The sequence below is a fragment of the Sinisalibacter lacisalsi genome, assembly GCF_014640115.1.
GTDB lineage: Bacteria > Pseudomonadota > Alphaproteobacteria > Rhodobacterales > Rhodobacteraceae > Sinisalibacter > Sinisalibacter lacisalsi.
On record NZ_BMGI01000003.1, the window covers coordinates 296,142 to 313,895 of the forward strand.

General features: G+C 66.9%; 22 protein-coding genes. 8 read left to right on the forward strand and 14 right to left on the reverse strand.

Going from position 1 to position 17,754, the window contains the following annotated elements; translation table 11 throughout:
- Nucleotides 1–57: 57 nt before the first annotated feature.
- The gene (locus tag IEW01_RS10830) at nucleotides 58–777 is read right to left on the reverse strand and encodes an NYN domain-containing protein (RefSeq protein ID WP_188527648.1); all 720 of its coding nucleotides are present in this window, start codon (nucleotides 775–777) and stop codon (nucleotides 58–60) included.
- 117 nt (nucleotides 778–894) lie between these two features.
- On the opposite strand from IEW01_RS10830, the gene IEW01_RS10835 reads away from it, so the two are divergent.
- Nucleotides 895–1,248: a protease inhibitor I42 family protein gene (locus tag IEW01_RS10835; protein WP_188527649.1), complete on the forward strand. Its 354-nt coding sequence runs from the start codon at nucleotides 895–897 to the stop codon at nucleotides 1,246–1,248.
- 1 nt (nucleotide 1,249) lies between these two features.
- Here the strand turns inward: IEW01_RS10835 and IEW01_RS10840 are convergent, their stop codons facing one another.
- On the reverse strand, nucleotides 1,250–1,684 hold the full coding sequence (locus IEW01_RS10840; RefSeq protein ID WP_188527650.1) for a c-type cytochrome: 435 nt from the start codon (nucleotides 1,682–1,684) through the stop codon (nucleotides 1,250–1,252).
- Between the two features lie 177 nt (nucleotides 1,685–1,861).
- Between IEW01_RS10840 and IEW01_RS10845 the strand changes: the two genes are divergently transcribed.
- A complete protein-coding gene (locus IEW01_RS10845; protein WP_188527651.1) occupies nucleotides 1,862–2,599 on the forward strand; it encodes a YqcI/YcgG family protein in 738 nt (245 codons plus the stop codon).
- A gap of 7 nt (nucleotides 2,600–2,606) precedes the next feature.
- Here IEW01_RS10845 and IEW01_RS10850 read toward each other — a convergent pair whose 3' ends face one another.
- The 3 genes from IEW01_RS10850 to IEW01_RS10860 are packed head-to-tail and all read right to left on the reverse strand — an operon-like array spanning nucleotide 2,607 to nucleotide 5,807.
- On the reverse strand, nucleotides 2,607–3,056 hold the full coding sequence (locus IEW01_RS10850; protein ID WP_229738204.1) for a DUF6173 family protein: 450 nt from the start codon (nucleotides 3,054–3,056) through the stop codon (nucleotides 2,607–2,609).
- On the reverse strand, nucleotides 3,049–4,095 hold the full coding sequence (locus IEW01_RS10855; RefSeq protein WP_229738205.1) for an MBL fold metallo-hydrolase: 1,047 nt from the start codon (nucleotides 4,093–4,095) through the stop codon (nucleotides 3,049–3,051). Before IEW01_RS10855 ends, IEW01_RS10850 begins: the two co-directional genes overlap by 8 nt.
- Nucleotides 4,092–5,807 carry an acyl-CoA dehydrogenase gene (locus IEW01_RS10860; protein ID WP_188527652.1) on the reverse strand — a complete coding sequence of 572 codons (1,716 nt, stop codon included), beginning with the start codon at nucleotides 5,805–5,807 and terminating at the stop codon, nucleotides 4,092–4,094. Before IEW01_RS10860 ends, IEW01_RS10855 begins: the two co-directional genes overlap by 4 nt.
- 105 nt (nucleotides 5,808–5,912) lie before the next feature.
- Here IEW01_RS10860 and IEW01_RS10865 point away from each other — a divergent pair, with 105 nt between their 5' ends.
- The 3 genes from IEW01_RS10865 to IEW01_RS10875 all read left to right on the forward strand — a co-directional run bounded on the left by IEW01_RS10865 (nucleotide 5,913) and on the right by IEW01_RS10875 (nucleotide 8,537).
- Nucleotides 5,913–6,860 carry an L-threonylcarbamoyladenylate synthase gene (locus IEW01_RS10865; RefSeq protein ID WP_188527653.1) on the forward strand — a complete coding sequence of 316 codons (948 nt, stop codon included), beginning with the start codon at nucleotides 5,913–5,915 and terminating at the stop codon, nucleotides 6,858–6,860.
- 85 nt (nucleotides 6,861–6,945) lie between these two features.
- The gene (locus IEW01_RS10870; RefSeq protein ID WP_188527654.1) at nucleotides 6,946–7,590 is read left to right on the forward strand and encodes a lysophospholipid acyltransferase family protein; all 645 of its coding nucleotides are present in this window, start codon (nucleotides 6,946–6,948) and stop codon (nucleotides 7,588–7,590) included.
- Complete coding sequence (locus IEW01_RS10875) at nucleotides 7,587–8,537, forward strand: phosphatidate cytidylyltransferase (protein ID WP_188527655.1); 951 nt, start codon at nucleotides 7,587–7,589, stop codon at nucleotides 8,535–8,537. Before IEW01_RS10870 ends, IEW01_RS10875 begins: the two co-directional genes overlap by 4 nt.
- Before the next feature lie 58 nt (nucleotides 8,538–8,595).
- On the opposite strand, the gene IEW01_RS10880 is transcribed toward IEW01_RS10875, so the two are convergent.
- The 6 genes from IEW01_RS10880 to IEW01_RS10905 form a co-directional block, all read right to left on the reverse strand.
- Nucleotides 8,596–8,832 carry a hypothetical protein gene (locus IEW01_RS10880; protein WP_188527656.1) on the reverse strand — a complete coding sequence of 79 codons (237 nt, stop codon included), beginning with the start codon at nucleotides 8,830–8,832 and terminating at the stop codon, nucleotides 8,596–8,598.
- Between the two features lie 64 nt (nucleotides 8,833–8,896).
- Nucleotides 8,897–9,085: a hypothetical protein gene (locus IEW01_RS10885; RefSeq protein ID WP_188527657.1), complete on the reverse strand. Its 189-nt coding sequence runs from the start codon at nucleotides 9,083–9,085 to the stop codon at nucleotides 8,897–8,899.
- An 83-nt stretch (nucleotides 9,086–9,168) separates the two neighbouring features.
- Nucleotides 9,169–9,342 carry a hypothetical protein gene (locus tag IEW01_RS10890; protein ID WP_188527658.1) on the reverse strand — a complete coding sequence of 58 codons (174 nt, stop codon included), beginning with the start codon at nucleotides 9,340–9,342 and terminating at the stop codon, nucleotides 9,169–9,171.
- A gap of 211 nt (nucleotides 9,343–9,553) precedes the next feature.
- Entirely contained in the window at nucleotides 9,554–9,775 is a 222-nt protein-coding gene (locus IEW01_RS10895; protein WP_188527659.1) for a hypothetical protein, read from the reverse strand.
- Between the two features lie 41 nt (nucleotides 9,776–9,816).
- Nucleotides 9,817–10,290 carry a hypothetical protein gene (locus IEW01_RS10900; RefSeq protein WP_188527660.1) on the reverse strand — a complete coding sequence of 158 codons (474 nt, stop codon included), beginning with the start codon at nucleotides 10,288–10,290 and terminating at the stop codon, nucleotides 9,817–9,819.
- 12 nt (nucleotides 10,291–10,302) lie between these two features.
- Nucleotides 10,303–11,937 carry a DUF4139 domain-containing protein gene (locus IEW01_RS10905; RefSeq protein WP_188527661.1) on the reverse strand — a complete coding sequence of 545 codons (1,635 nt, stop codon included), beginning with the start codon at nucleotides 11,935–11,937 and terminating at the stop codon, nucleotides 10,303–10,305.
- Between the two features lie 139 nt (nucleotides 11,938–12,076).
- Between IEW01_RS10905 and IEW01_RS10910 the strand changes: the two genes are divergently transcribed.
- Nucleotides 12,077–12,550, forward strand: a complete 474-nt coding sequence (locus IEW01_RS10910) for a hypothetical protein (protein WP_188527662.1) — start codon at nucleotides 12,077–12,079, stop codon at nucleotides 12,548–12,550.
- Between the two features lie 99 nt (nucleotides 12,551–12,649).
- Here IEW01_RS10910 and IEW01_RS10915 read toward each other — a convergent pair whose 3' ends face one another.
- On the reverse strand, nucleotides 12,650–13,672 hold the full coding sequence (locus IEW01_RS10915) for an aspartate-semialdehyde dehydrogenase (protein ID WP_188527663.1): 1,023 nt from the start codon (nucleotides 13,670–13,672) through the stop codon (nucleotides 12,650–12,652).
- 370 nt (nucleotides 13,673–14,042) lie between these two features.
- Here IEW01_RS10915 and IEW01_RS10920 point away from each other — a divergent pair, with 370 nt between their 5' ends.
- Entirely contained in the window at nucleotides 14,043–15,299 is a 1,257-nt protein-coding gene (locus tag IEW01_RS10920) for a DEAD/DEAH box helicase (protein WP_188527664.1), read from the forward strand.
- Nucleotides 15,300–15,363: 64 nt separating this feature from the next.
- On the opposite strand, the gene IEW01_RS10925 is transcribed toward IEW01_RS10920, so the two are convergent.
- Nucleotides 15,364–16,548, reverse strand: coding sequence for an MFS transporter (locus IEW01_RS10925; RefSeq protein ID WP_188527665.1), 1,185 nt, complete (start codon nucleotides 16,546–16,548; stop codon nucleotides 15,364–15,366).
- A gap of 130 nt (nucleotides 16,549–16,678) precedes the next feature.
- Here IEW01_RS10925 and IEW01_RS10930 point away from each other — a divergent pair, with 130 nt between their 5' ends.
- Complete coding sequence (locus IEW01_RS10930; RefSeq protein WP_308418948.1) at nucleotides 16,679–17,107, forward strand: MarR family winged helix-turn-helix transcriptional regulator; 429 nt, start codon at nucleotides 16,679–16,681, stop codon at nucleotides 17,105–17,107.
- Between the two features lie 8 nt (nucleotides 17,108–17,115).
- Here the strand turns inward: IEW01_RS10930 and IEW01_RS10935 are convergent, their stop codons facing one another.
- Nucleotides 17,116–17,694: a YqgE/AlgH family protein gene (locus IEW01_RS10935; RefSeq protein WP_188527666.1), complete on the reverse strand. Its 579-nt coding sequence runs from the start codon at nucleotides 17,692–17,694 to the stop codon at nucleotides 17,116–17,118.
- Nucleotides 17,695–17,754: the final 60 nt, after the last annotated feature.

A 17,754-nucleotide genomic window follows, 5' to 3' on the forward strand; every position in this document is an offset into this window, starting at 1 on the left:
CGGGGCCTCCTTTTAGAATGGTTCTAAATTAGACATTTCCCGGCGCCATGCAAGGCCTCAGTCAAGCCGCCTGATATAGACGTGGTTCCCCTCGCGCTTGGTCTCGAAGCGCTTGAATTCGCCGATCAGGTCAGACAGCTTCGCCTTGCCGTAACTGCGGGTGTCGAAGTCGCGCACATCGGCCTGTATCGCCTGGCCGATCTGCCCGAGCTGATACCATTCGCCGTCCTGGTCTATCTTCTCCATCGCCCGCAGGATCAGCGGCAAGGCCTCGGCGGGCGGGCGCTTGGCATTGTCCTGCACCCCGGTTGTCGCCGGTGTCTCGGCCGGTTGTTCGGTGATGTTTTCGATCATCACGAAGCGGGTGCAGACGTTGCGCAGGGATTCAGGCGTCTTGCCCTCGCCGATGCCGATCACATCGAGTCCCTGTTCGCGGATGCGGTTGGCGAGCGAGGTGAAATCGCTGTCGGACGAGACCAGCACGAAACCGTCGAAGCGCCCGGTGTGCAAGAGATCCATGGCGTCGATCACGAGGCCGATATCGGAGGCGTTCTTGCCCTTCGTATTGGCGGTTTCCTGGTGCGCGACAAGGCCGAGCGCATGCACCTTGCGGGCCCAGGTCTGCAGCCGGGGCGCCGCCCAGTCGCCGTAGACACGCCTCAGCGCCGGCTCTCCATAGGCGGTCACTTCCTTCAGGATAGCTTCGGCGTGGCGCGCCGGGATGTTGTCGGCGTCGATCAGGACGGCGAGCAGAGGGGTATTCGAGGTGTTTTTCATGTCTTCGGATCCGGCGATGCGCGTGGCGGAGAATGCTCGGCGTTTGACGCGCATCAAGGCAGGGAAACGCCCGGGCTGCAACCCTTGACTGTGAAACACCTGGCCGGGGAGGCATAGATGCGCGGTTCTGGATTGCTTGGAAAGTTGGCCCTGGCCCCGGTGCTGAGCCTTGGCCTCGCCCTGCCACTTCATGCCAACGGGGATGGTGACCTGAGCCTCAGTTTCCCCGCAAATCCGTCAACCGGCTATGCGTGGAAGCTCGATGCAGAGGCGTCAGACGGGGTCGACCGAGTGGCGCTCACCGATGAGGGCTTTGGCACGCCCGAATCGGATCTGATCGGTGCGCCCGCGCCGCAGTTGTTCTCGGTGCGATGCCTGGAGTCGGGGCCGGTGCGGCTGGTCTTCGATTACGTCTCGCCCGACGGGAGCACCGTGGGCGAGACGCGGGTCGTGGAACTGAGTTGCGACTAGTTCAGAGCTTGAATTGCGTGTGGCAGGCCTTGCAGGCGCCGTTCAGATCGCCGAAGGCGGCGCCGAGCGCCTCGGGGCTGTCGACGCCGGCACCGGCATCAGCCGCTGCCTTGAGGGCGCCCGCCTTGTCGATGAAATCATCCCACATCATCCAGATCTCGTCGGCGGCATCGCTCTCGGGATCGGTCACTTCAGCCTCGAAGAGCACGGGCACCTCGGCCGCTTTCGCCGAGATCGCGGCGAAGGCTTCCTGCGCGGCGGCGGCGTCGAAGCTGGTCTTGCCCTGCACCATCTCGCCCAACGCCTTCGTGTTGGCGCCGACGACCTTCATCGCGGCCTGACGGTTTTTGATGTTGGCATCCTGCGCTTGGGCGAAGGCGAAGGAGGCGGTGCCGAGCACGACGGCGGCGGCGAGGGCGGTATTCAGTTTCACCATTGGGGAATGATCCTTTTGCGGAGGTGTTTCGAGCAATCAGGCGCGAGCGTAACCGCGGAGGAAATCACGTCCAATCACAACCGCGCGAACCGGGTGCGCGGGCGCGATTTCAAAAAATCGCGATATGCGGCAACAGGGCGCTGGCGGCCGGGCGTGGAAAGATGCAAATCTCCCGCCATGACACTTTTCGCCCAGGAAACGATCACCGCGTCGGATTATGCGGGTCCCGCATGGCACCGCGACGTGGCCGAAGATCTCGCCGCCCGGCTCACGCCGCCGTCGGATTTCCCCTGCACCTTTTCGCAAAACGCCTTCCGGCGCGGGCTCGTCCGCTTCATTTTCGTCGAAACGCGTGATGCGGCGGGGCTCGCCCGGCTGCGCACCGATCTTGCCGATTACATCGCCGAGGCCCGCGCCTGGGACGGGCAGGTCAACACCGCGCATCCCCTCGTTGTCGCCTTTTCCGCCGAGGCGGCGCGCGCCGACAGCGTGGAGGGCTATCATGCGATCGGCTGGGAGGTGCTGCAGGACTGGCACGACCACGATCCCGAGCCGTGGCCCGAGGAAGTCGCCAAAGACCCGATGGCGGCCTATTGGTCGATGTGCTTTTCCGGCATGCAGCTTTTCATCAATTTCTCATCACCTGCCCACAAGCAGCGCAAGAGCCGCAATCTCGGGCGCCACTTCCTGTTCATCGTCAACCCGCGCGAACGCTTCGATATCGTCGCCGGCGACACCCCGGAGGGCAACCGCATCCGGCAGGTGATCCGCGACCGCGCCGAGGCATACGACGGCATCCCGCACGCGCCGGAACTGGGCAGTTTCCAGAAAGGTGAAATCGAGTGGTGGCAATACGGCATCACCGATGACAACCGCGAACGCTCGGATCGTTGCCCGCTGAAAATGCGCGGCTGAAATCGCGTCAGTCGTCTTCGTTGTCGATGTTGAGATCGGCGGCGAGGCGGAAGCCGATCCGCTTGGGCGGTTCGTCGGTTTCGTCTTCACGCGGCAGCGCGCGCAGCATCACGTTCAACTGGCTCACGTGCTGGATAAGCTGGGTTTTCGCCCCCGTGGTATCGGTGCCATAGAACGTGACGATATCGGGCTCGAAATAACCGAGCCCCTCGATCATCAGCACGCCCGCGTCGCCGCCGGTGAACCCCATGGCGACCTCGTGGGCGTTGTCGAGCTGTTCCTCGAAGTTCTGGATGTAGAGTATGAGCCGTTCATAGGCCCACTCGGCCGGGCTTTTTTCTTCGAGCGGCGTTTCCGCGATCGAGCGCGGCAGCGGCTTCTGCTCGGCGGTGGGCGGTGTATCGGCATTGCAATGGGCAACGCGGGCGGGCGGGCGCTTCGCTTTCTTGTCAGCCATCGGCGGTGTCCTTTCGTTGCCAGAGCCAGGCGCCATCTTCGCGCCGGGTGCGGGTGACCTCGCCGGTGTGCAGGAGGTGGTTGAGATGCCCCACCGCCTCGACAAGGGCGAGCCCGTATTCGCCTTCACCGATACGGCGGCGATAGAGCACCGGGAAGCACTCGACCGCCGTGCGCGGCTCGGCGAGGTGATCGAGAAGCCGGGCCAGCGCGGTATGATGGTTATCCACGAGCTGACGCATCCGGGTGGGCAAGCCGCGATAGGGCAGCTTGTGGCCGGGCAGCACGAGGTGGCTTGCACGTGCGAAGGGGGCGAGCCGCTCGCAGCTTTCGAGCCAGTCGCCCACCGGGTCGGCCTCCGGCTCGGTGGCGTAGACCCCGAGATTCGGGCTGATCGTGGCGAGCAACTGGTCGCCGCCGAGCACGAGATCGCAATCGCGGCTCCAGAAGGTGGCGTGTTCCGGTGCGTGGCCGTTGCCGATCCGCACGTCCCAGTCGCGCCCGCCGAAGTGGATCACGTCGCCCTCCTTCACCCGGGAAAACCCGAGCGGCATGTCGGCGACGATATCGACGTAGTTGAACGGGCGCTGCGCCCGGCGTTCCTCGAAAACCTCTTGCTCCATCCCCGCCGAACGCCAATAGGCCAGCGTTTCGTCCACCGGCACCATCTGCTCGTCGAGCAGCAGCATCCGGGCGAACAGCCACGAGGTGCGGGTGGTGATCAGCGTGGCGCCGTGGTCGCGCTGGAACCAGCCGGCAAGGCCGACGTGGTCGGGGTGGTGATGGGTGACGATGACGCGGGCAACGGGCTTTCCGCCGAGGGGGCCGGCAAGCAGCGTCTGCCAGATCTTGCGGGTGCGGCTGGTATCGAAGCCCGTGTCGACGATGGTCCAGCCGTCGTCGTCCTCGAAGGCATAGACGTTCACATGGTCGAGCTTCATCGGCAGGGGCAGGCGCATCCACAGCGCGCCTTCGCCCACCTCGATCGCCTCGCCCTCGGCGGGCGGCGTTTCCCAGGGGAAGTGGATCGAAGCGGTCACGACGCGAGATCCTCGGGGCTGAGGGCATAGAGCCCCGCAGCACCCGCCCGGGCCGCCGCGATCAGGGCGGCATGTTCGGGCAGCAGCCTTTCGATGTAGAACGCGGCGAGGGCTTGGCGCGGCCCGGTGCCGCCCGCCGCCCGCGCCGCGCGCAGGTGATAGAAGGCGCCCAGCACCCGGGCGAAGGCGGCCTGGAAGGGCACCGCACCGGCGAAGCGCTCCTGCATCTCCTGCCCGACGAGCCATTCGACGGTTTCGCGCAGCGTCTCGGCAGCACCCCAGACCGGTTCCGCCAATTCCGGCATGGTGGCACGGGCGGCTTCGGCCTCGGCCTCGATCTCTTCGCAGAGCCGGAAGGCGGCCTCGCCGCCGTCCATCATCTTGCGGCCCACGAGGTCCATCGCCTGGATGCCGTTGGTGCCCTCGTAGATTGTCAGCACGCGGGCGTCGCGGGCGTATTGCGCGGCGCCGGTCTCCTCGATGTAGCCCATGCCGCCGTGGATCTGGACGCCCAGCCCGGTCACCTTCTGCGCCATGTCGGTGCCGTAGCTCTTGGCGATGGGGGTGAGCAATGCCGCGCGGGCCGACCATTCCGGCGCGCCGGTGGCCTTCTCCATGTCGAGCGCCATGGCGCAGGCCAGCGCGATGGCGCGGGCGGCGAAGATCTCGGCCTTGGCCTCGGTGAGCATCCGGCGAACGTCGGCGAAATCGACGATCGCGCCGGTGCCGTCCGGCAAGGGCGAGCGGCCCTGCTTTCGCTCCAGCGCATAGGCCAGCGCGTGCTGGTAGGCGCCCTCGGCCACGCCGATCCCCTGCACGCCCACTTGCAGCCGGGCGTTGTTCATCATCGTGAACATCGCCGCCATGCCGCCGTGTTCCTTGCCGACGAGCCAGCCCGTCGCGCCCTCGTAGGACATCACGCAAGTGGGCGAGCCGTGCAGGCCCGTCTTGTGTTCGAGGCTGACCACCCGCAGCGCGTTGCGCGCGCCCGGCTCGCCGGCTTCATCCGGGATGAACTTCGGCACCATGAACAGGCTGATCCCCCGGGTGCCCGGCGCGGCGTCGGGCAGGCGCGCGAGCACGAGGTGGCAGACGTTGCCGCCGAAATCGTGGTCACCCCAGGAGATGTAGATCTTCTGTCCGGTGATCGCGAAGGTGCCGTCGCCGTTCGGCACCGCCTTCGTTGTGAGCGCGCCCACGTCCGAACCCGCCTGCGGTTCGGTCAGGTTCATCGTGCCGGTCCACGCGCCGGAATTGAGCTTGGGCAGGTAGAGCGCCTTCATCTCCGGCGAGGCGTGGGTTTCCAGCGCCTCGATCTGGCCTTGCGTGAGCAGCGGGTTGAGCCCCAGCGACAGCGCCGCGCCCGAGATCATGTCGTTGAACACGGCGTTGAGGGTGAAGGGCAGCCCCATGCCGCCATGCGCCGGGTCACCCGCCATGCCGATCCAGCCGCCCTCGGCGATCGCGCGGTAACCATCGGCGAAGCCCGGGCTGGTACGCACCATGCCGTTCTCCAGCCGCGCGCCTTCGGTGTCGCCGGCTCGCTGCAGCGGCGCGATGACCTCGTCGTTGAGCCTGGCCGCTTCCGCGATGATCGCATTCACCGTCTCCGGCGTGGCCTCGGCGAACCGGTCGGTCGCGGTGACGGCGTCGAAGCCGAGAACGTCGTCGAGCAGGAAACGAAACTCGCTGGCGGGTGCGGCGTAGGGCATCGGGCCTTCTCCTTCTCACGGCTTGGCAAGTTCTCATGCGACTTGTAGGCAGACGGGAGCGGAGGGTAAACCGCCGCGATACCGAGGCAAGGGAAACGCCGCGTCATGGTCGAAACCGAAGTTCTGCAGCCAGACGCGGCCGGGATCGCCCGGGCCGGGCAGATCCTGCGCGCGGGCGGGCTGGTGAGCTTTCCGACCGAGACGGTCTATGGCCTCGGCGCCGACGCCAGCAATGATCACGCCGTGGCGCGGATTTTCGAGGCCAAGGGGCGGCCAAGGTTCAACCCGCTGATCGTGCACCTGCCCGACGTGGCGGCGGTGGCGCGATACGCGCGGCTCGAGGGCGCGGCGGAACGGCTGGCCGATGCCTTCTGGCCCGGTCCGCTCACGCTGGTTCTGCCGCTGCGCGAGGGCGGCGGGCTGTCGCCGCTGGTGTCGGCGGGCCTGCCCACGGTCGCTGTGCGGGTGCCCGACCATGCGCTGGCACGCGCGCTTCTGGCGGCGGCCGACCGGCCGGTGGCCGCCCCATCGGCCAACCCCTCGGGGCGGATCAGCCCGACAGAGGCGGGGCACGTTATCTCCGGGCTTGGCGGGCGAATCGAAGCGGTGCTCGATGGTGGGCCCTGTGCGGTGGGCGTGGAATCCACCATCGTCGGTTTCGATCCGGTGCCGGTGCTGCTACGCCCCGGCGGCCTGCCGGTGGAGGCGATCGAGTCCTGCCTCGGCGCGGCGCTGGTGCACCACGCCCCCGATGCCGCGATCAACGCGCCGGGCCAGCTCGCCTCGCACTATGCCCCCGAGGCCCCGCTGCGGCTGAACGCGGCCACCGCCAACCCCGGCGAACGCCTTCTGGGCTTTGGCCCGGTCGATGGGGCGGTGCTCAACCTTTCGCCGTCGGGTGACATGGTCGAGGCGGCGGCGAACCTGTTTCACCACCTCCACGCGCTCGACGCCGGCGGCGCCGCGCCGATCGCCGTCTCGCCGATCCCCGACACCGGCCTCGGCCGCGCGATCAATGACAGGCTGCGCCGCGCCGCGGCCCCGCGCGGCTGAGACCCACCGGCGGAATTCGCGGATAGGCGGTTTCCCCAAGGGAATCCTGCGCCTATAGTTTTCGAGAGCCGGGGAGAGGACATTCATGTTCAGAAAGGCGATTGCCCAGATCGCGGGCCACGGGCTGGTGCTGTTCGTCCGCATGGTGACCGCGCCCCGGGCGATCTGGGCCGGGATCGAGCCGATCCCGCGGCAGCGGGTTTATTTCGCCAATCACACCTCCAACGCCGATTTTCCGCTGATCTGGTCTGTCCTGCCCACCTTCCTGCGCAGCAAGACCCGGCCCGTTGCGGCCTCGGACTACTGGCTCAAGAACCGCCTGCGCGCCTTCTTCGGGCGGGATGTGCTGAACGCCGTGCTGATCAACCGCGACAGCGAGAACCGCGATCCGGAGGAAGACCCGGTGGCGCGGATGATCGCGGCGATCGACGGGGGGGCGAGCCTCATCATCTTCCCGGAGGGCAAGCGCAACCTCACCGAAGACCCGCTTCTGCCATTCAAGACCGGGCTCTACCACCTCGCCCGCGCCCGGCCCGGGGTCGATCTCGTGCCGACCTGGATCGACAACCTGAACTCGGTGCTGCCGAAAGGCGAGGTCGTGCCGGTGCCACTGATCTGCACGGTGACCTTCGGCCCCCCGATCCACATCGCGCCCGGCGAAGACCGCGAGATCTTCCTCGATCGCGCGCACCGGGCCCTCGTGGCGCTGCACAAGGCGGGCGAGGCATGAGTGCGCCCGCGGAGTTCGCCCAGCTCTTCACCGGTCTCGTGCTCGCGCTTCTTGGCGCCACGCTGGTGGCGGCGGCGCTCAGGCGCTGGTGGCGGACGGCGGGGCCGGAAAACATCATCATCGAGACGGTGTTCGCCCGGATCAACGCCTGGTGGGCGATGGTGGTTCTGCTCTCGCTCGCGGCGCTGTTCGGGCGGATCGGCGTTGTGGTCCTGTTTGCCTTCATTTCCTTCGCCGCGCTGCGCGAATTTCTCACCCTCACCGCGAAACGCCGGGCCGATCACTGGGTGCTGATGTTCTCCTTCTTCCTGGCCCTGCCGCTGCAATACCTTCTGGTCGCCACCGGTGGTATCGGGCTGATGACGATCTTCATCCCGGTTTATGCCTTCCTGTTCCTGCCTGTGCTCGCCGCTGTGCGGGGCGATACCGCGGGCTTCCTCACCCGCATCGCCGAAACGCAGTGGGGGCTGATGCTGTGCATCTTCGCCGCGTCGCACGCGCCGGCTCTGCTCTGGCTCGATATTCCCGGCTATGACGGCAAGGAGATCCTTCTCATCGCCTGGCTGGTGATCGTGGTGCAGGGCGCCGACATGGCCCATTTCATCACCCCCCGGCTGATGGGCCGCACCCGGATCGCGCCCGGGGTGCCGCATTCGCGCACCTGGGAGGGCTTTATCGGCGCGCTGGGCTCGGGCGCAGTGCTCGGCACCGTGCTGGCCTGGATCACGCCCTTCGCGCCCTGGCAGGCGGCGATCATGGCGCTGGTGGTGGCGCTGCTGGGCTATGGCGGGGGGATGGTGATGGCCGCGATCAAGCGCGACAAGGGCGTGGTGGACTGGGGGCACCTGATCCCCGGCCAGGGAGGCTTCATCGACCGGCTGGACTCGGTTGTGTTCTCGGCGCCGCTGTTCTTCCACCTCGTGCGCTATTTCTGGGCGGCCGGCTGATGGCCCGAGGGACGCCGGCGGCGAGGCGCGTGCTGCGCGCCTCGCCCGCCTTGAGGGATCAAGCCGCGCGGCGCGGCGTGATGTGGCGCGGCGCGGGCGCGGCGGCGCGGCGGGCCGAGCGGAAGGCGATCACGTTCGAGCCCTGGGCCGGGCCCGTCGGCTGAGCCGGGGCTTCGTCGAAGACGAAGTCGAAGATCGACGTCATCGTGTCGTTGCGTTGCTGGCGGGTTGCGAGCGAAGCGATTGCATTGCGGCGACCCTGGCGGGCTTTCTCGAGAAGGGTGATGGTGGCCATTTTGGGTTCTCCTTGTCTTGCATTCTGTCTTGCATGCCGCGCTTCGGCGGCGGGTTGACCGGGCTCAGGCGACGTTGCCGCAGGTGACCAGCACGCCGGTGGTGAAGAACACGCCGGAAGCCGTGCGGCGGGCGCGGGCGCGGGTTTTCCACTCTGCCAGCGAGACGACATTGTTGCGGACGCTCTTGATGGCGGCGGTGGTGCGGTCAGCGGATTTGCGGGCGCGGTCGAAGGCGATGACGTTGGTGTGCATGGCGTTTTTTCCCAGGATCGTTTCGGCATTGTGCCGAGATTGTTTCTATAACTTGTGTTGACGTATCGCCCGTCAGTCTGGCATCAGGCCGCCTGACGGGTTGGCTTGGCAGAGTTCGCCTGGTCGAAGAAGATTTCGATCTCGGCGCTCGTGATCCTGGGCAGGCGCTGATTGCGGTCTGTCCGGTTCACGCTTTGGCAAGGCTTGCTGAAGGGCAGAACCTTTGCCGTTTTCTGGAGTGTCATGGTGGCAGCCATGGTGTGTCTCCCGTTGGTCAGATTTCCGTTCCGATGTGGTCAAAGATGCGTCTCGATTCGGGCGGTATTTGTGCCGAATTGGGGCAGAAAAGTGGAATTCCACTCTTTCGACACCGGAACGCCTCAGGATGCCCTCCAAACCTTCTCACATGCGGCGCTGGTGAGGCCGGAGCGCGGCGCAAACGGGCCCGCCGTCGGCGCCCCCGAGACCTCAGGCCGCGACCCTGTTGCGCAAGACAAGCACCGGCAGCGGGCGCGTCTCGCGCGGGTCGGGATGGCCGCGGACGGAGCGGAATTCGGGCACGGCCTGGCGCTTCGGAAAGCTGCCCTCGAAGATCGAGACGACGCCCTCGTCGGTGGCAAAGCGGGCGTTGAGGGCAGCGAGCGCGCCGCGGCGGCGGGCGCGGGCCTTTTCGGCGAGCGAAGTGGGCATGGCGTTGTCTTTCTGTCTTGGTTACGGAAACGGCCGAAAAATCAGGCGATTTCACCCGGCGTGACGACCGCATGGGTTGCAAAGAACACGCCGTGCGGCGTGCGCCGAGGCATCGCCTTTCCGATCCATGCGGCAAGCTCGATGACGTTGTTGCGCGCGGCGGCTTGCCGGCGCGCGGCGTGGCGCTTGCGGTTCTCGCGGCGGCTGGTGAAGGCGACGACGTTGGTAGGCATGGCGGACTCCCTTGATGCAGGACGCAGGTTTCGGCCACTGGTGCCGATCACGTTGCGGGCGAACAGGATGCCGGTTCTCGGCGGGGGCCTATCGGGCCACTCGGCCTGGCCGTGGCGGCAATCTTTGTTGCCGACCGGTTCAGACTTGCGTCCGAATCCGGCGCCAAATGCGCTGAATTGCGGCGAAACCATGTCATAATCGAAGAAATTTAACCTGAATTTCGTGACGGTCCCTAAAAAAAGGCCCGCGCCAATGGGCGCGGGCCGGGTGAGAATCGCCACCGAGTCGGGGCACTACGGGTTCCAGATCAGCTCCATCCCCTCCGGCCAGTCGAGCGCGATGGAAATCTCGACCTCCGCCGTTTCGCCCGGCGCAATCGCGAGATCCCAGGCCGAAACGCCGCGTTTGCGGTTGATATCGGTTTCATCCGGCGCAGGATCGGCCACGATCCGCACCCGCAGCCCTTCCTGCTCGGAGAAGGTGAGCGGGAACAGGGCGCGCACGTCCTGCGCCTCGTCGGTGAGGTTTTCCACCGTGAAGGTCACCAGTTGGGTGCGCGTGTTGGATTTCGAGATGAAGCCGGTGTCGCCTTCCTCGTTGCGCGCGAAGATCGTCTCGAGCCGGATGCCCTCGATCGGGCCGAACCCCAGCTCCGCCTCCGCGCCGGCGGGAATCATGTCGAGCCGTTCGCGGCCGACGAGATGGCCGTCGCGCATGATATTGGCCCAGCCGGGCAACATCGGCTCGCCGGTGCTGTTGGTGAAGCGGGCCACGGTGAAGGCGGTTTCGTCCCACCGCGGCGAGGCGTGCACGGCGGACTCCGCCTCGAGCGTGAGTTGGTCGAGCGCAAGCTCCGCGGCCTCGTCGGACGCGATGGTCACCGCTTCGGGATAGACATAGGACAGCGCGAGCCCGTCGATTTCCAGCGCGGCGGTTTTCATCTCGGCATCCGCGAGCATCATCGGTTCCGGCATGATCCCGGCGGATTCCATCCTCGGGGCGGAGGCACGGTCCGAGAAACGCTCTGCCTCCATCGGTTCGACGATGCGCGCGCGGTCGGGCTCCACCGGCGCGGGCGACACGTCTTCGCCCGGCCGCGCGGTGGAGAGCGTGAGCGCCACGTCATCCCAGATGCGCCCGGTTTCCTGCGTCACGATCACCTTGCGCGCCACCGCCACCTCGCCCGCCGCGCGGTCGAGATCGAGGTCGTAATCCATTTCCCAATAGGCGCGCGAGGTGAGTTCGGTGAGTTCCAGCGTCACCGGCCCGGCCTCGGCCAGCGTGACCTCGACCGAAAGCATGTCGGCCACCGCATCCGGCGGCGAGAGCCGTTCGAACGCGGCTTGCGCCGCGGCGAGATCGGCGCGCAGATCTTCCAGCGCGTCTTCCAGCGGCCTGAGCTTCGCCTTGGCGTCGACAAGGGCGGCCTCGCTCAACCCGGTCTCGTCGCGCAACCGGTCGGCAAGGGCGAAGAGCGTCTCGGCTTCCATTTCTTCGCCGGGGTCGATCCGCGAAAGAAAGTCGAGCCGGGCCTCGAGGCCACGCAGTTCCGCGCGCGCGGTCTCTATCTCGTCCTGCTTCATCGCGACGTTTTCGCGCGCGGTCTCCAAGCCGGCCCAGGCTTCGGCCTGCGCCGGGGTGAACAGCGCCTCCCGGTCGAGGCTGACCTCGCGGCGAAATCCGAGCGTGCCGATCACCACGCCTTCGGAGGTGCGGATGCGGGGCAGGGCGGCGAGGCTGTCGAGCCCGGAATAGGGCAGGAACACCCGGTGCGTTCCGGCAGGCAGCTCGACCGTGGCGCGCAGGGTGAGTTCGGCCCCGGCCGGATAAACGGTGGCGGCCGCGACCGGCGCCTGGGTGTAGACATCTTCGGCCAGCGCCGGCACCGCAGCGGCGAGGGCGATCAGCGAGGTGGCGAACATACGCATGGCGCAATCCTTTCTGCCTGGTTTGCACTACAAGGCTAAACCGCGATCCCGGTGGAGCAAAGCGCAGAGTCGTCGCACCGGCGGAACCCGGCCCGCAGCGCTTAACGCTTTCTCAAGGTTAACCCGGCAGGATCCGGGCATGAGCCAGAGACCTGTCACCATCAACCTGCCGTCCGCCCTGATCCACGATCTGCGCCGCATCGCGGCCGAACGCGACGAGGCCCCCGGCGACATGATCCGCGCCATGCTTCTGCGCGAGGTGGCCCGCCATGGGCGGACCGGGGTCCGTGATCCCGTCGATGACCCGATCATCGCGCCCTTGTACCGGCGCCTCGCGGCCGAAGTGGCGGCGGCGACCTCCTGGGCAGACCTGGCGCTGCGCCTTGGCCGACATGGCTACACGCTTGGCCGGTCGGCTGCCGGCCTCGGGGTGTGCGGGGCGGACGGCGTCCTTTCGTGCGGGATGTCTGAGCTGGGGTTTACCCAGGCCGAGCTCGCGCGCAGGTTCGCCGCGCCGATGCCGGGGCGGTTCGGGCGCATGACCCGCCTTCGGGTGGGGCCTCCAGCGGGCCAACACGCACCGCCACTGCGGGAGATCGCGCCTGAGCCCTGAAGCCTTTCGACGGTGCCGCAAGCCTCGACGAGGCCCGTGAAAAAGCAGACGGCCGCCGGGTGGGCGCCCGACGGCCGTGCAGCGTCGTTCGGGGAAGGGTCAGCCCTTTTTCAGAACCTCACGGCCGAGAAGCTCGGCGATCTGAACGGCGTTCAGCGCCGCGCCCTTGCGCAGGTTGTCAGAGACGCACCAGAGGTTCAGCCCGTTGTCGATGGTCGAGTCCTGCCGGATCCGGCTGATGAAGGTGGCGTAGTCGCCGACGCAATCCACCGGGGTGATGTAGCCACCGGGCTCGCGCTTGTCGACGACGAGAATGCCCGGCGCCTCGCGCAGGATATCGCGCGCCTCGTCCTCGTCGAGGAAGTCTTCGAACTCGATGTTGATCGCCTCGGCATGGCCGACGAAAACCGGCACCCGCACACAGGTGGCGGTGAGCTTGATCGCGGGATCGACGATCTTTTTCGTCTCCGCCACCATCTTCCACTCTTCCTTGGTCTGGCCGTCGTCGAGGAAAACGTCGATATGCGGGATCACGTTGAAGGCGATCTGCTTGGGGTAGACGGTGGGCTCCACTTCCTGGCCGGGCACATACATGCCCTTGGTCTGGTTCCACAGCTCGTCCATCGCTTCCTTGCCGGAGCCGGACACCGACTGGTAGGTGCTCACCACCACGCGCTTGATCTTGGCGCGGTCGTGCAGCGGCTTGAGCGCCACCACCATCTGCGCCGTCGAGCAGTTCGGGTTGGCGATGATGTTTTTCTTGGAATAGCCGTGCACCGCCTGCGGGTTCACCTCGGGCACGATCAGGGGCACGTCGGCGTCGTAGCGGTAGAGCGACGAGTTGTCGATCACCACGCAGCCCGCCTTGGCGGCGATGGGCGCGTATTTCTTCGTGGCGTCCGAGCCGATGGCGAACAGCGCCATGTCCCAGCCGGTGAAGTCGAACTGGTCGAGATCCTGGGTGGTGAGCGTCTTGTCGCCGAAGCTGACTTCGGTGCCGAGCGAGCGGCGGCTGGCCAGCGCGGCGATCTCGTCAACGGGAAACTGGCGCTCGGCCAGAATGTTCAGCATTTCGCGGCCCACGTTGCCCGTGGCGCCCACGACGACGACCTTGTAGCCCATGAGGGTCTCCTTTGAATTTGCCTCCAAGCGAGGACGGGGGGTGAGATACCGCAATCCGGCGCGCAGCGAAAGGGGCGTTGATTTGCGTTGACTCGGCCCCCACATGCTGTGATGAGAGCGCATCGTCCCGGTGGCCGCGTGAGCCACCCGCCGCCAGTCTACCAATGAGCGGCAAGGCACGATGCAAGAGCGGCGCGGCTCCGAGGAGCGCGCCCAGACAGGTTCCCAATTCACGCGGGGGGTCAACGGGCCAAACGGCGGCGGGGCAGGGGTCCTTCCGCGAGGCTTGGTCCGCACCTTGAAGTCGCCCGGGCGCATCCTGTGCCCGAGGCCCCCACGTATGCGGCGCCTTCGCCGCCGAAAGAGAAACATGACCACATTCGAAAGCCTCGGGCTCGACCCGAAACTGCTCGCCGCCGTGAAGGCCGCAGGCTACACCGCCCCCACGCCGATCCAGATCAAGGCGATCCCGCCGGTTCTGGAAGGCCGTGACGTGATGGGCCTGGCCCAGACCGGCACCGGCAAAACCGCCGCCTTCGGCCTGCCGCTGATCCACCAGCTGATGGGCAACCACGACAAGCGGGCGCCGAAAACCGCGCGTGCGCTGATCCTCGCGCCCACCCGCGAACTCGTCGGCCAGATCGCCGAAAACCTCGTGCTCTACATCAAGGGCACGCACCTCAAGGTGACCACCGTGGTGGGCGGGGTATCCATCAACCGCCAGGTGAATGCGCTCGAGAAGGGCACCGACATTCTCGTCGCCACCCCGGGCCGCCTGATCGACCTGATGGACCGGGGCGCCGTGCGGCTCGATGCTGCCACCTTCCTCGTGCTCGACGAAGCCGACCACATGCTCGACATGGGTTTCATCCACGCGCTGCGCCGGATCGCGCCCAAGCTGGGCACCCCGCGCCAGACCATGCTGTTTTCCGCCACCATGCCGAAAGACATGGAGGAGATCGCCGCCACCTACCTGAACGACCCGATCCGGGTTCAGGCCGCGCCCCCGGGCAAGGCCGCCGACAAGATCACCCAGGGGGTGCACTGGGCCAAGGGCAAGGAACACAAGGTTTCGCTCCTCAAAGGCTACCTCGACGACGCGCCCGAAGGGCTCGCGCTGGTTTTCGCGCGCACCAAGCACGGCGCCGAGCGGCTGATGAAGCACCTCGTGGCCGAGGGCTACGGCGCGGTCTCGATTCACGGTAACAAGAGCCAGGGCCAGCGCGACCGCGCGCTCAAGGCGTTCCGTGAAGGCACCGCCCGCATCCTCGTGGCCACCGACGTGGCCGCGCGCGGGATCGACATTCCCGGCGTCAGCCATGTCTACAACTTCGACCTGCCGGAAGTGGCGGAGAACTACGTGCACCGGATCGGCCGCACCGCCCGTGCCGGGCTGGAAGGCGACGCCATCGCCTTCGTCAGCGGCGAAGAGATCGGGCTCCTGCGCCAGATCGAAAAGACCATGAAGATCGAGATCCCCGTGCTCGGCGGTGAACGCCCCGTCGAGGTCGACCCGCCGAAGAAGGGCGGGCGCGGCCGTCGTGGCGGGCCGCCGCAGGGTCAGGCCCGGCCGCAGGGGCAGAACGCGGGGCAGAAGCGCCGCCGCCCGCGCCGCAAGGCGGCCTGAGCCTCTTCATCCTGGCACAAATACCTCACGGGGGTCCGGGGGTGTGAAACCCCCGGTCCTGCCCTCAATCCAGCCGGTCGCGGCTGAACAGGTAGACGACCAGGCCCATCAGCACCGGCAGGCCGAAGAACAGGAACAGGGCGCGATACGCGGTCACCGGATCGCTGCCCGCTTCCTTCGCCGCCTCGAAAACCCAGCCCGACGAAAACTGGAACAATCCGACGCCGCCGATCCCGAACAGGTTCATCAGCGAGACGCCGCGTCCGGTGAGATGGGCCGGGAAGAAGGCCCGCGCATGTGCCATCATCAGCGGGAACGAGGCGCCGAACAGCCCGGCGCTGGCCAGGAGCATCGTGACGGCCCAGACCCCGCTTGAGGGGAAGGCCCAGAGCGCGAGCACGGAAAGGCCGGAGGCGAGGTTGCCGAAGAAGATCACCCATTTGCGGGTGCCGAAGACACGGTCGAGCGGGCCATAGGCGAAATTGCCGATGATCATCGCGATGCCCATGGCGAGGGTCACCAGCCCGATGCCGGATGTGTTCATGCCGAAGACGTCCGAAAGGTATGGCCCGGCCCAGAGGCCGCGCAGCCCGGCGGCGGGCGCATAGTTCACGAACATCAGCGGCAGGATTGCCCAGAGCGCGGGCATCGCCAGCAGGGTGAGCAGCGAGCCTTTCTGGGTGCCGTGATCCGGCGCGCGCTCGGGGTCTTCGACCAGCGCGAAGATCATCCCGGCCACCGCGAAGGTGAGCGCGGCCAGCCCCCACATGGTCTCGCGCCAGCCGAGGTTTTCCACTGCCCATGCCATCGGCAGGCTGCCCGCGATATTGCCGATCGAACCGATGCCGATCACCGCGCCGGCAAAGGTGCCGAACACCGCCGGGGGAAAGCTCTTGGCGATGATGAAGAAAGCGCCCATCAGCACCGGCGAACAGCCGATCCCCATCAGCACCATTGCCGCCTGGATGTGCCAGGGCTCGGCCGCGACCGCGAAGAGGGCCGCGCCGCCGCCCGCGCCGAAGCCGAGAAGCCAGGCCGCGGTGCGCCGCGGGCCAAGACGATCGAGCCCCCAGCCAACAGGGATCTGCATCGCCGCGAACGCCAGAAACCACAGCCCCGAGGCGCGCCCGAGGCTTTCCGGCGTTGCGCCGAGGTCGGTCTGGAGCACGGGGGCCATGACCGGCAGGAAGGCTCGGTAGAACTGACTGAGCACGTAGCCCGTGATGAGCATTGCGATCCCGGCGCGCATGCGTGTTTCTCCTCCCCGTTCCGGACGTCGCGCCAGATGACACGGCATCGCGGGGCTGTGCAAGCTTCGTTGTTCTTGCACTGATCGGAACCCTGCGGTTCAATCGACCCGTATCAGACGGGGAATCCAGGTGACCGATTTCAATCTCGACGAATTTCTGCCCTACCAACTGGCCGAGCTGTCGCGCCGCGTCAGCGCGCGGTTTTCCCGGCATTACCGGGAACGATACGGACTTTCGGTGGCGGAATGGCGGGTGGTGGCGCATCTGAGCCAGCAGACGGCGGTCTCGGTGCGCGAGATCCATAACCGCGTCGGGATGGACAAGCCCAAGGTCAGCCGCGCCGCCACGCGGCTCGAGGCGGCAGGCTATGTCCGCAAGGTGATCAATCCCGCCGATCGCCGGCTGGTGGAGCTATCACTCACCCAAAAGGGCCTCGAGATGATCGACACGCTTTCACCGATCGCGGCGGCGTATCAGGCCGAGCTCTTGGCGGTTCTGGGAGACGGGGCGGGGGATTTCGTCGACCGCGTGAAGGCGTTGAGCGCGGCGCTGGAATAGCCCGGCGCTCAGGCGCGGCCGCCCCCGGCCGAGAGCATCGACGGATCTATCCCCAGCTTGCGCAGCGCGCGCGCCCATTTGCCGCCGTCATCGGCATCGAAGACGATGGCCTCGTCGCCATCGACGGTCAGCCAGGCGTTCTGCTTGAGCTCGCTTTCAAGCTGGCCCGGCCCCCAGCCGGCATAGCCCAGTGCCGTGAGCGCCGCCTTCGGCCCCTGACCGCGGGCGATATCGACGAGAATATCCTTCGTCGCCGTCATGCCGAACCGGGCGTTGATCTTCATCGTGCCCTGCGCGCCGGGGTAATCGTTGGAGTGCAGCACGAACCCCCGTGCGCCTTCCACCGGCCCGCCGAAGTGCAGGGCCACGCCCTGGCTGCCGGCGCCGCTTTCGATTTCGAGCTGCCCGAGCAGATCGTCGAAGCTCAGGTCCGGCACCCGTTTGTTGACGACGAGCCCCATCGCGCCATCCACGGAATGGGCGCAAAGCAACACCACGGAATACTCGAAACGCGGATCTTCCATGCCGGGCATGGCGATCAGCATTTTCCCCGTGAGGTCATGTTCGGTTTGATCTGGCGCATTCATGCTTTCAAGATGGGGACCGTTGCGCGGGATTTGCAAGAGGTGCGGCAAAGTGAGCGATGT

Coding starts and splice junctions, on each gene's coding strand:
- IEW01_RS10845 (WP_188527651.1), top strand. CDS start 1,862: ATGACACTTTTCGCCCAGGAAACGATCACCGCGTCGGATTATGCGGGT.
- IEW01_RS10870 (WP_188527654.1), top strand. CDS start 6,946: ATGTTCAGAAAGGCGATTGCCCAGATCGCGGGCCACGGGCTGGTGCTG.
- IEW01_RS10915 (WP_188527663.1), bottom strand. CDS start 13,672: ATGGGCTACAAGGTCGTCGTCGTGGGCGCCACGGGCAACGTGGGCCGC.
- IEW01_RS10860 (WP_188527652.1), bottom strand. CDS start 5,807: ATGCCCTACGCCGCACCCGCCAGCGAGTTTCGTTTCCTGCTCGACGAC.
- IEW01_RS10935 (WP_188527666.1), bottom strand. CDS start 17,694: ATGAATGCGCCAGATCAAACCGAACATGACCTCACGGGGAAAATGCTG.
- IEW01_RS10850 (WP_229738204.1), bottom strand. CDS start 3,056: ATGGCTGACAAGAAAGCGAAGCGCCCGCCCGCCCGCGTTGCCCATTGC.
- IEW01_RS10885 (WP_188527657.1), bottom strand. CDS start 9,085: ATGCACACCAACGTCATCGCCTTCGACCGCGCCCGCAAATCCGCTGAC.
- IEW01_RS10905 (WP_188527661.1), bottom strand. CDS start 11,937: ATGCGTATGTTCGCCACCTCGCTGATCGCCCTCGCCGCTGCGGTGCCG.
- IEW01_RS10925 (WP_188527665.1), bottom strand. CDS start 16,548: ATGCGCGCCGGGATCGCAATGCTCATCACGGGCTACGTGCTCAGTCAG.
- IEW01_RS10835 (WP_188527649.1), top strand. CDS start 895: ATGCGCGGTTCTGGATTGCTTGGAAAGTTGGCCCTGGCCCCGGTGCTG.
- IEW01_RS10830 (WP_188527648.1), bottom strand. CDS start 777: ATGAAAAACACCTCGAATACCCCTCTGCTCGCCGTCCTGATCGACGCC.
- IEW01_RS10865 (WP_188527653.1), top strand. CDS start 5,913: ATGGTCGAAACCGAAGTTCTGCAGCCAGACGCGGCCGGGATCGCCCGG.
- IEW01_RS10840 (WP_188527650.1), bottom strand. CDS start 1,684: ATGGTGAAACTGAATACCGCCCTCGCCGCCGCCGTCGTGCTCGGCACC.
- IEW01_RS10875 (WP_188527655.1), top strand. CDS start 7,587: ATGAGTGCGCCCGCGGAGTTCGCCCAGCTCTTCACCGGTCTCGTGCTC.
- IEW01_RS10890 (WP_188527658.1), bottom strand. CDS start 9,342: ATGGCTGCCACCATGACACTCCAGAAAACGGCAAAGGTTCTGCCCTTC.
- IEW01_RS10895 (WP_188527659.1), bottom strand. CDS start 9,775: ATGCCCACTTCGCTCGCCGAAAAGGCCCGCGCCCGCCGCCGCGGCGCG.
- IEW01_RS10910 (WP_188527662.1), top strand. CDS start 12,077: ATGAGCCAGAGACCTGTCACCATCAACCTGCCGTCCGCCCTGATCCAC.
- IEW01_RS10880 (WP_188527656.1), bottom strand. CDS start 8,832: ATGGCCACCATCACCCTTCTCGAGAAAGCCCGCCAGGGTCGCCGCAAT.
- IEW01_RS10920 (WP_188527664.1), top strand. CDS start 14,043: ATGACCACATTCGAAAGCCTCGGGCTCGACCCGAAACTGCTCGCCGCC.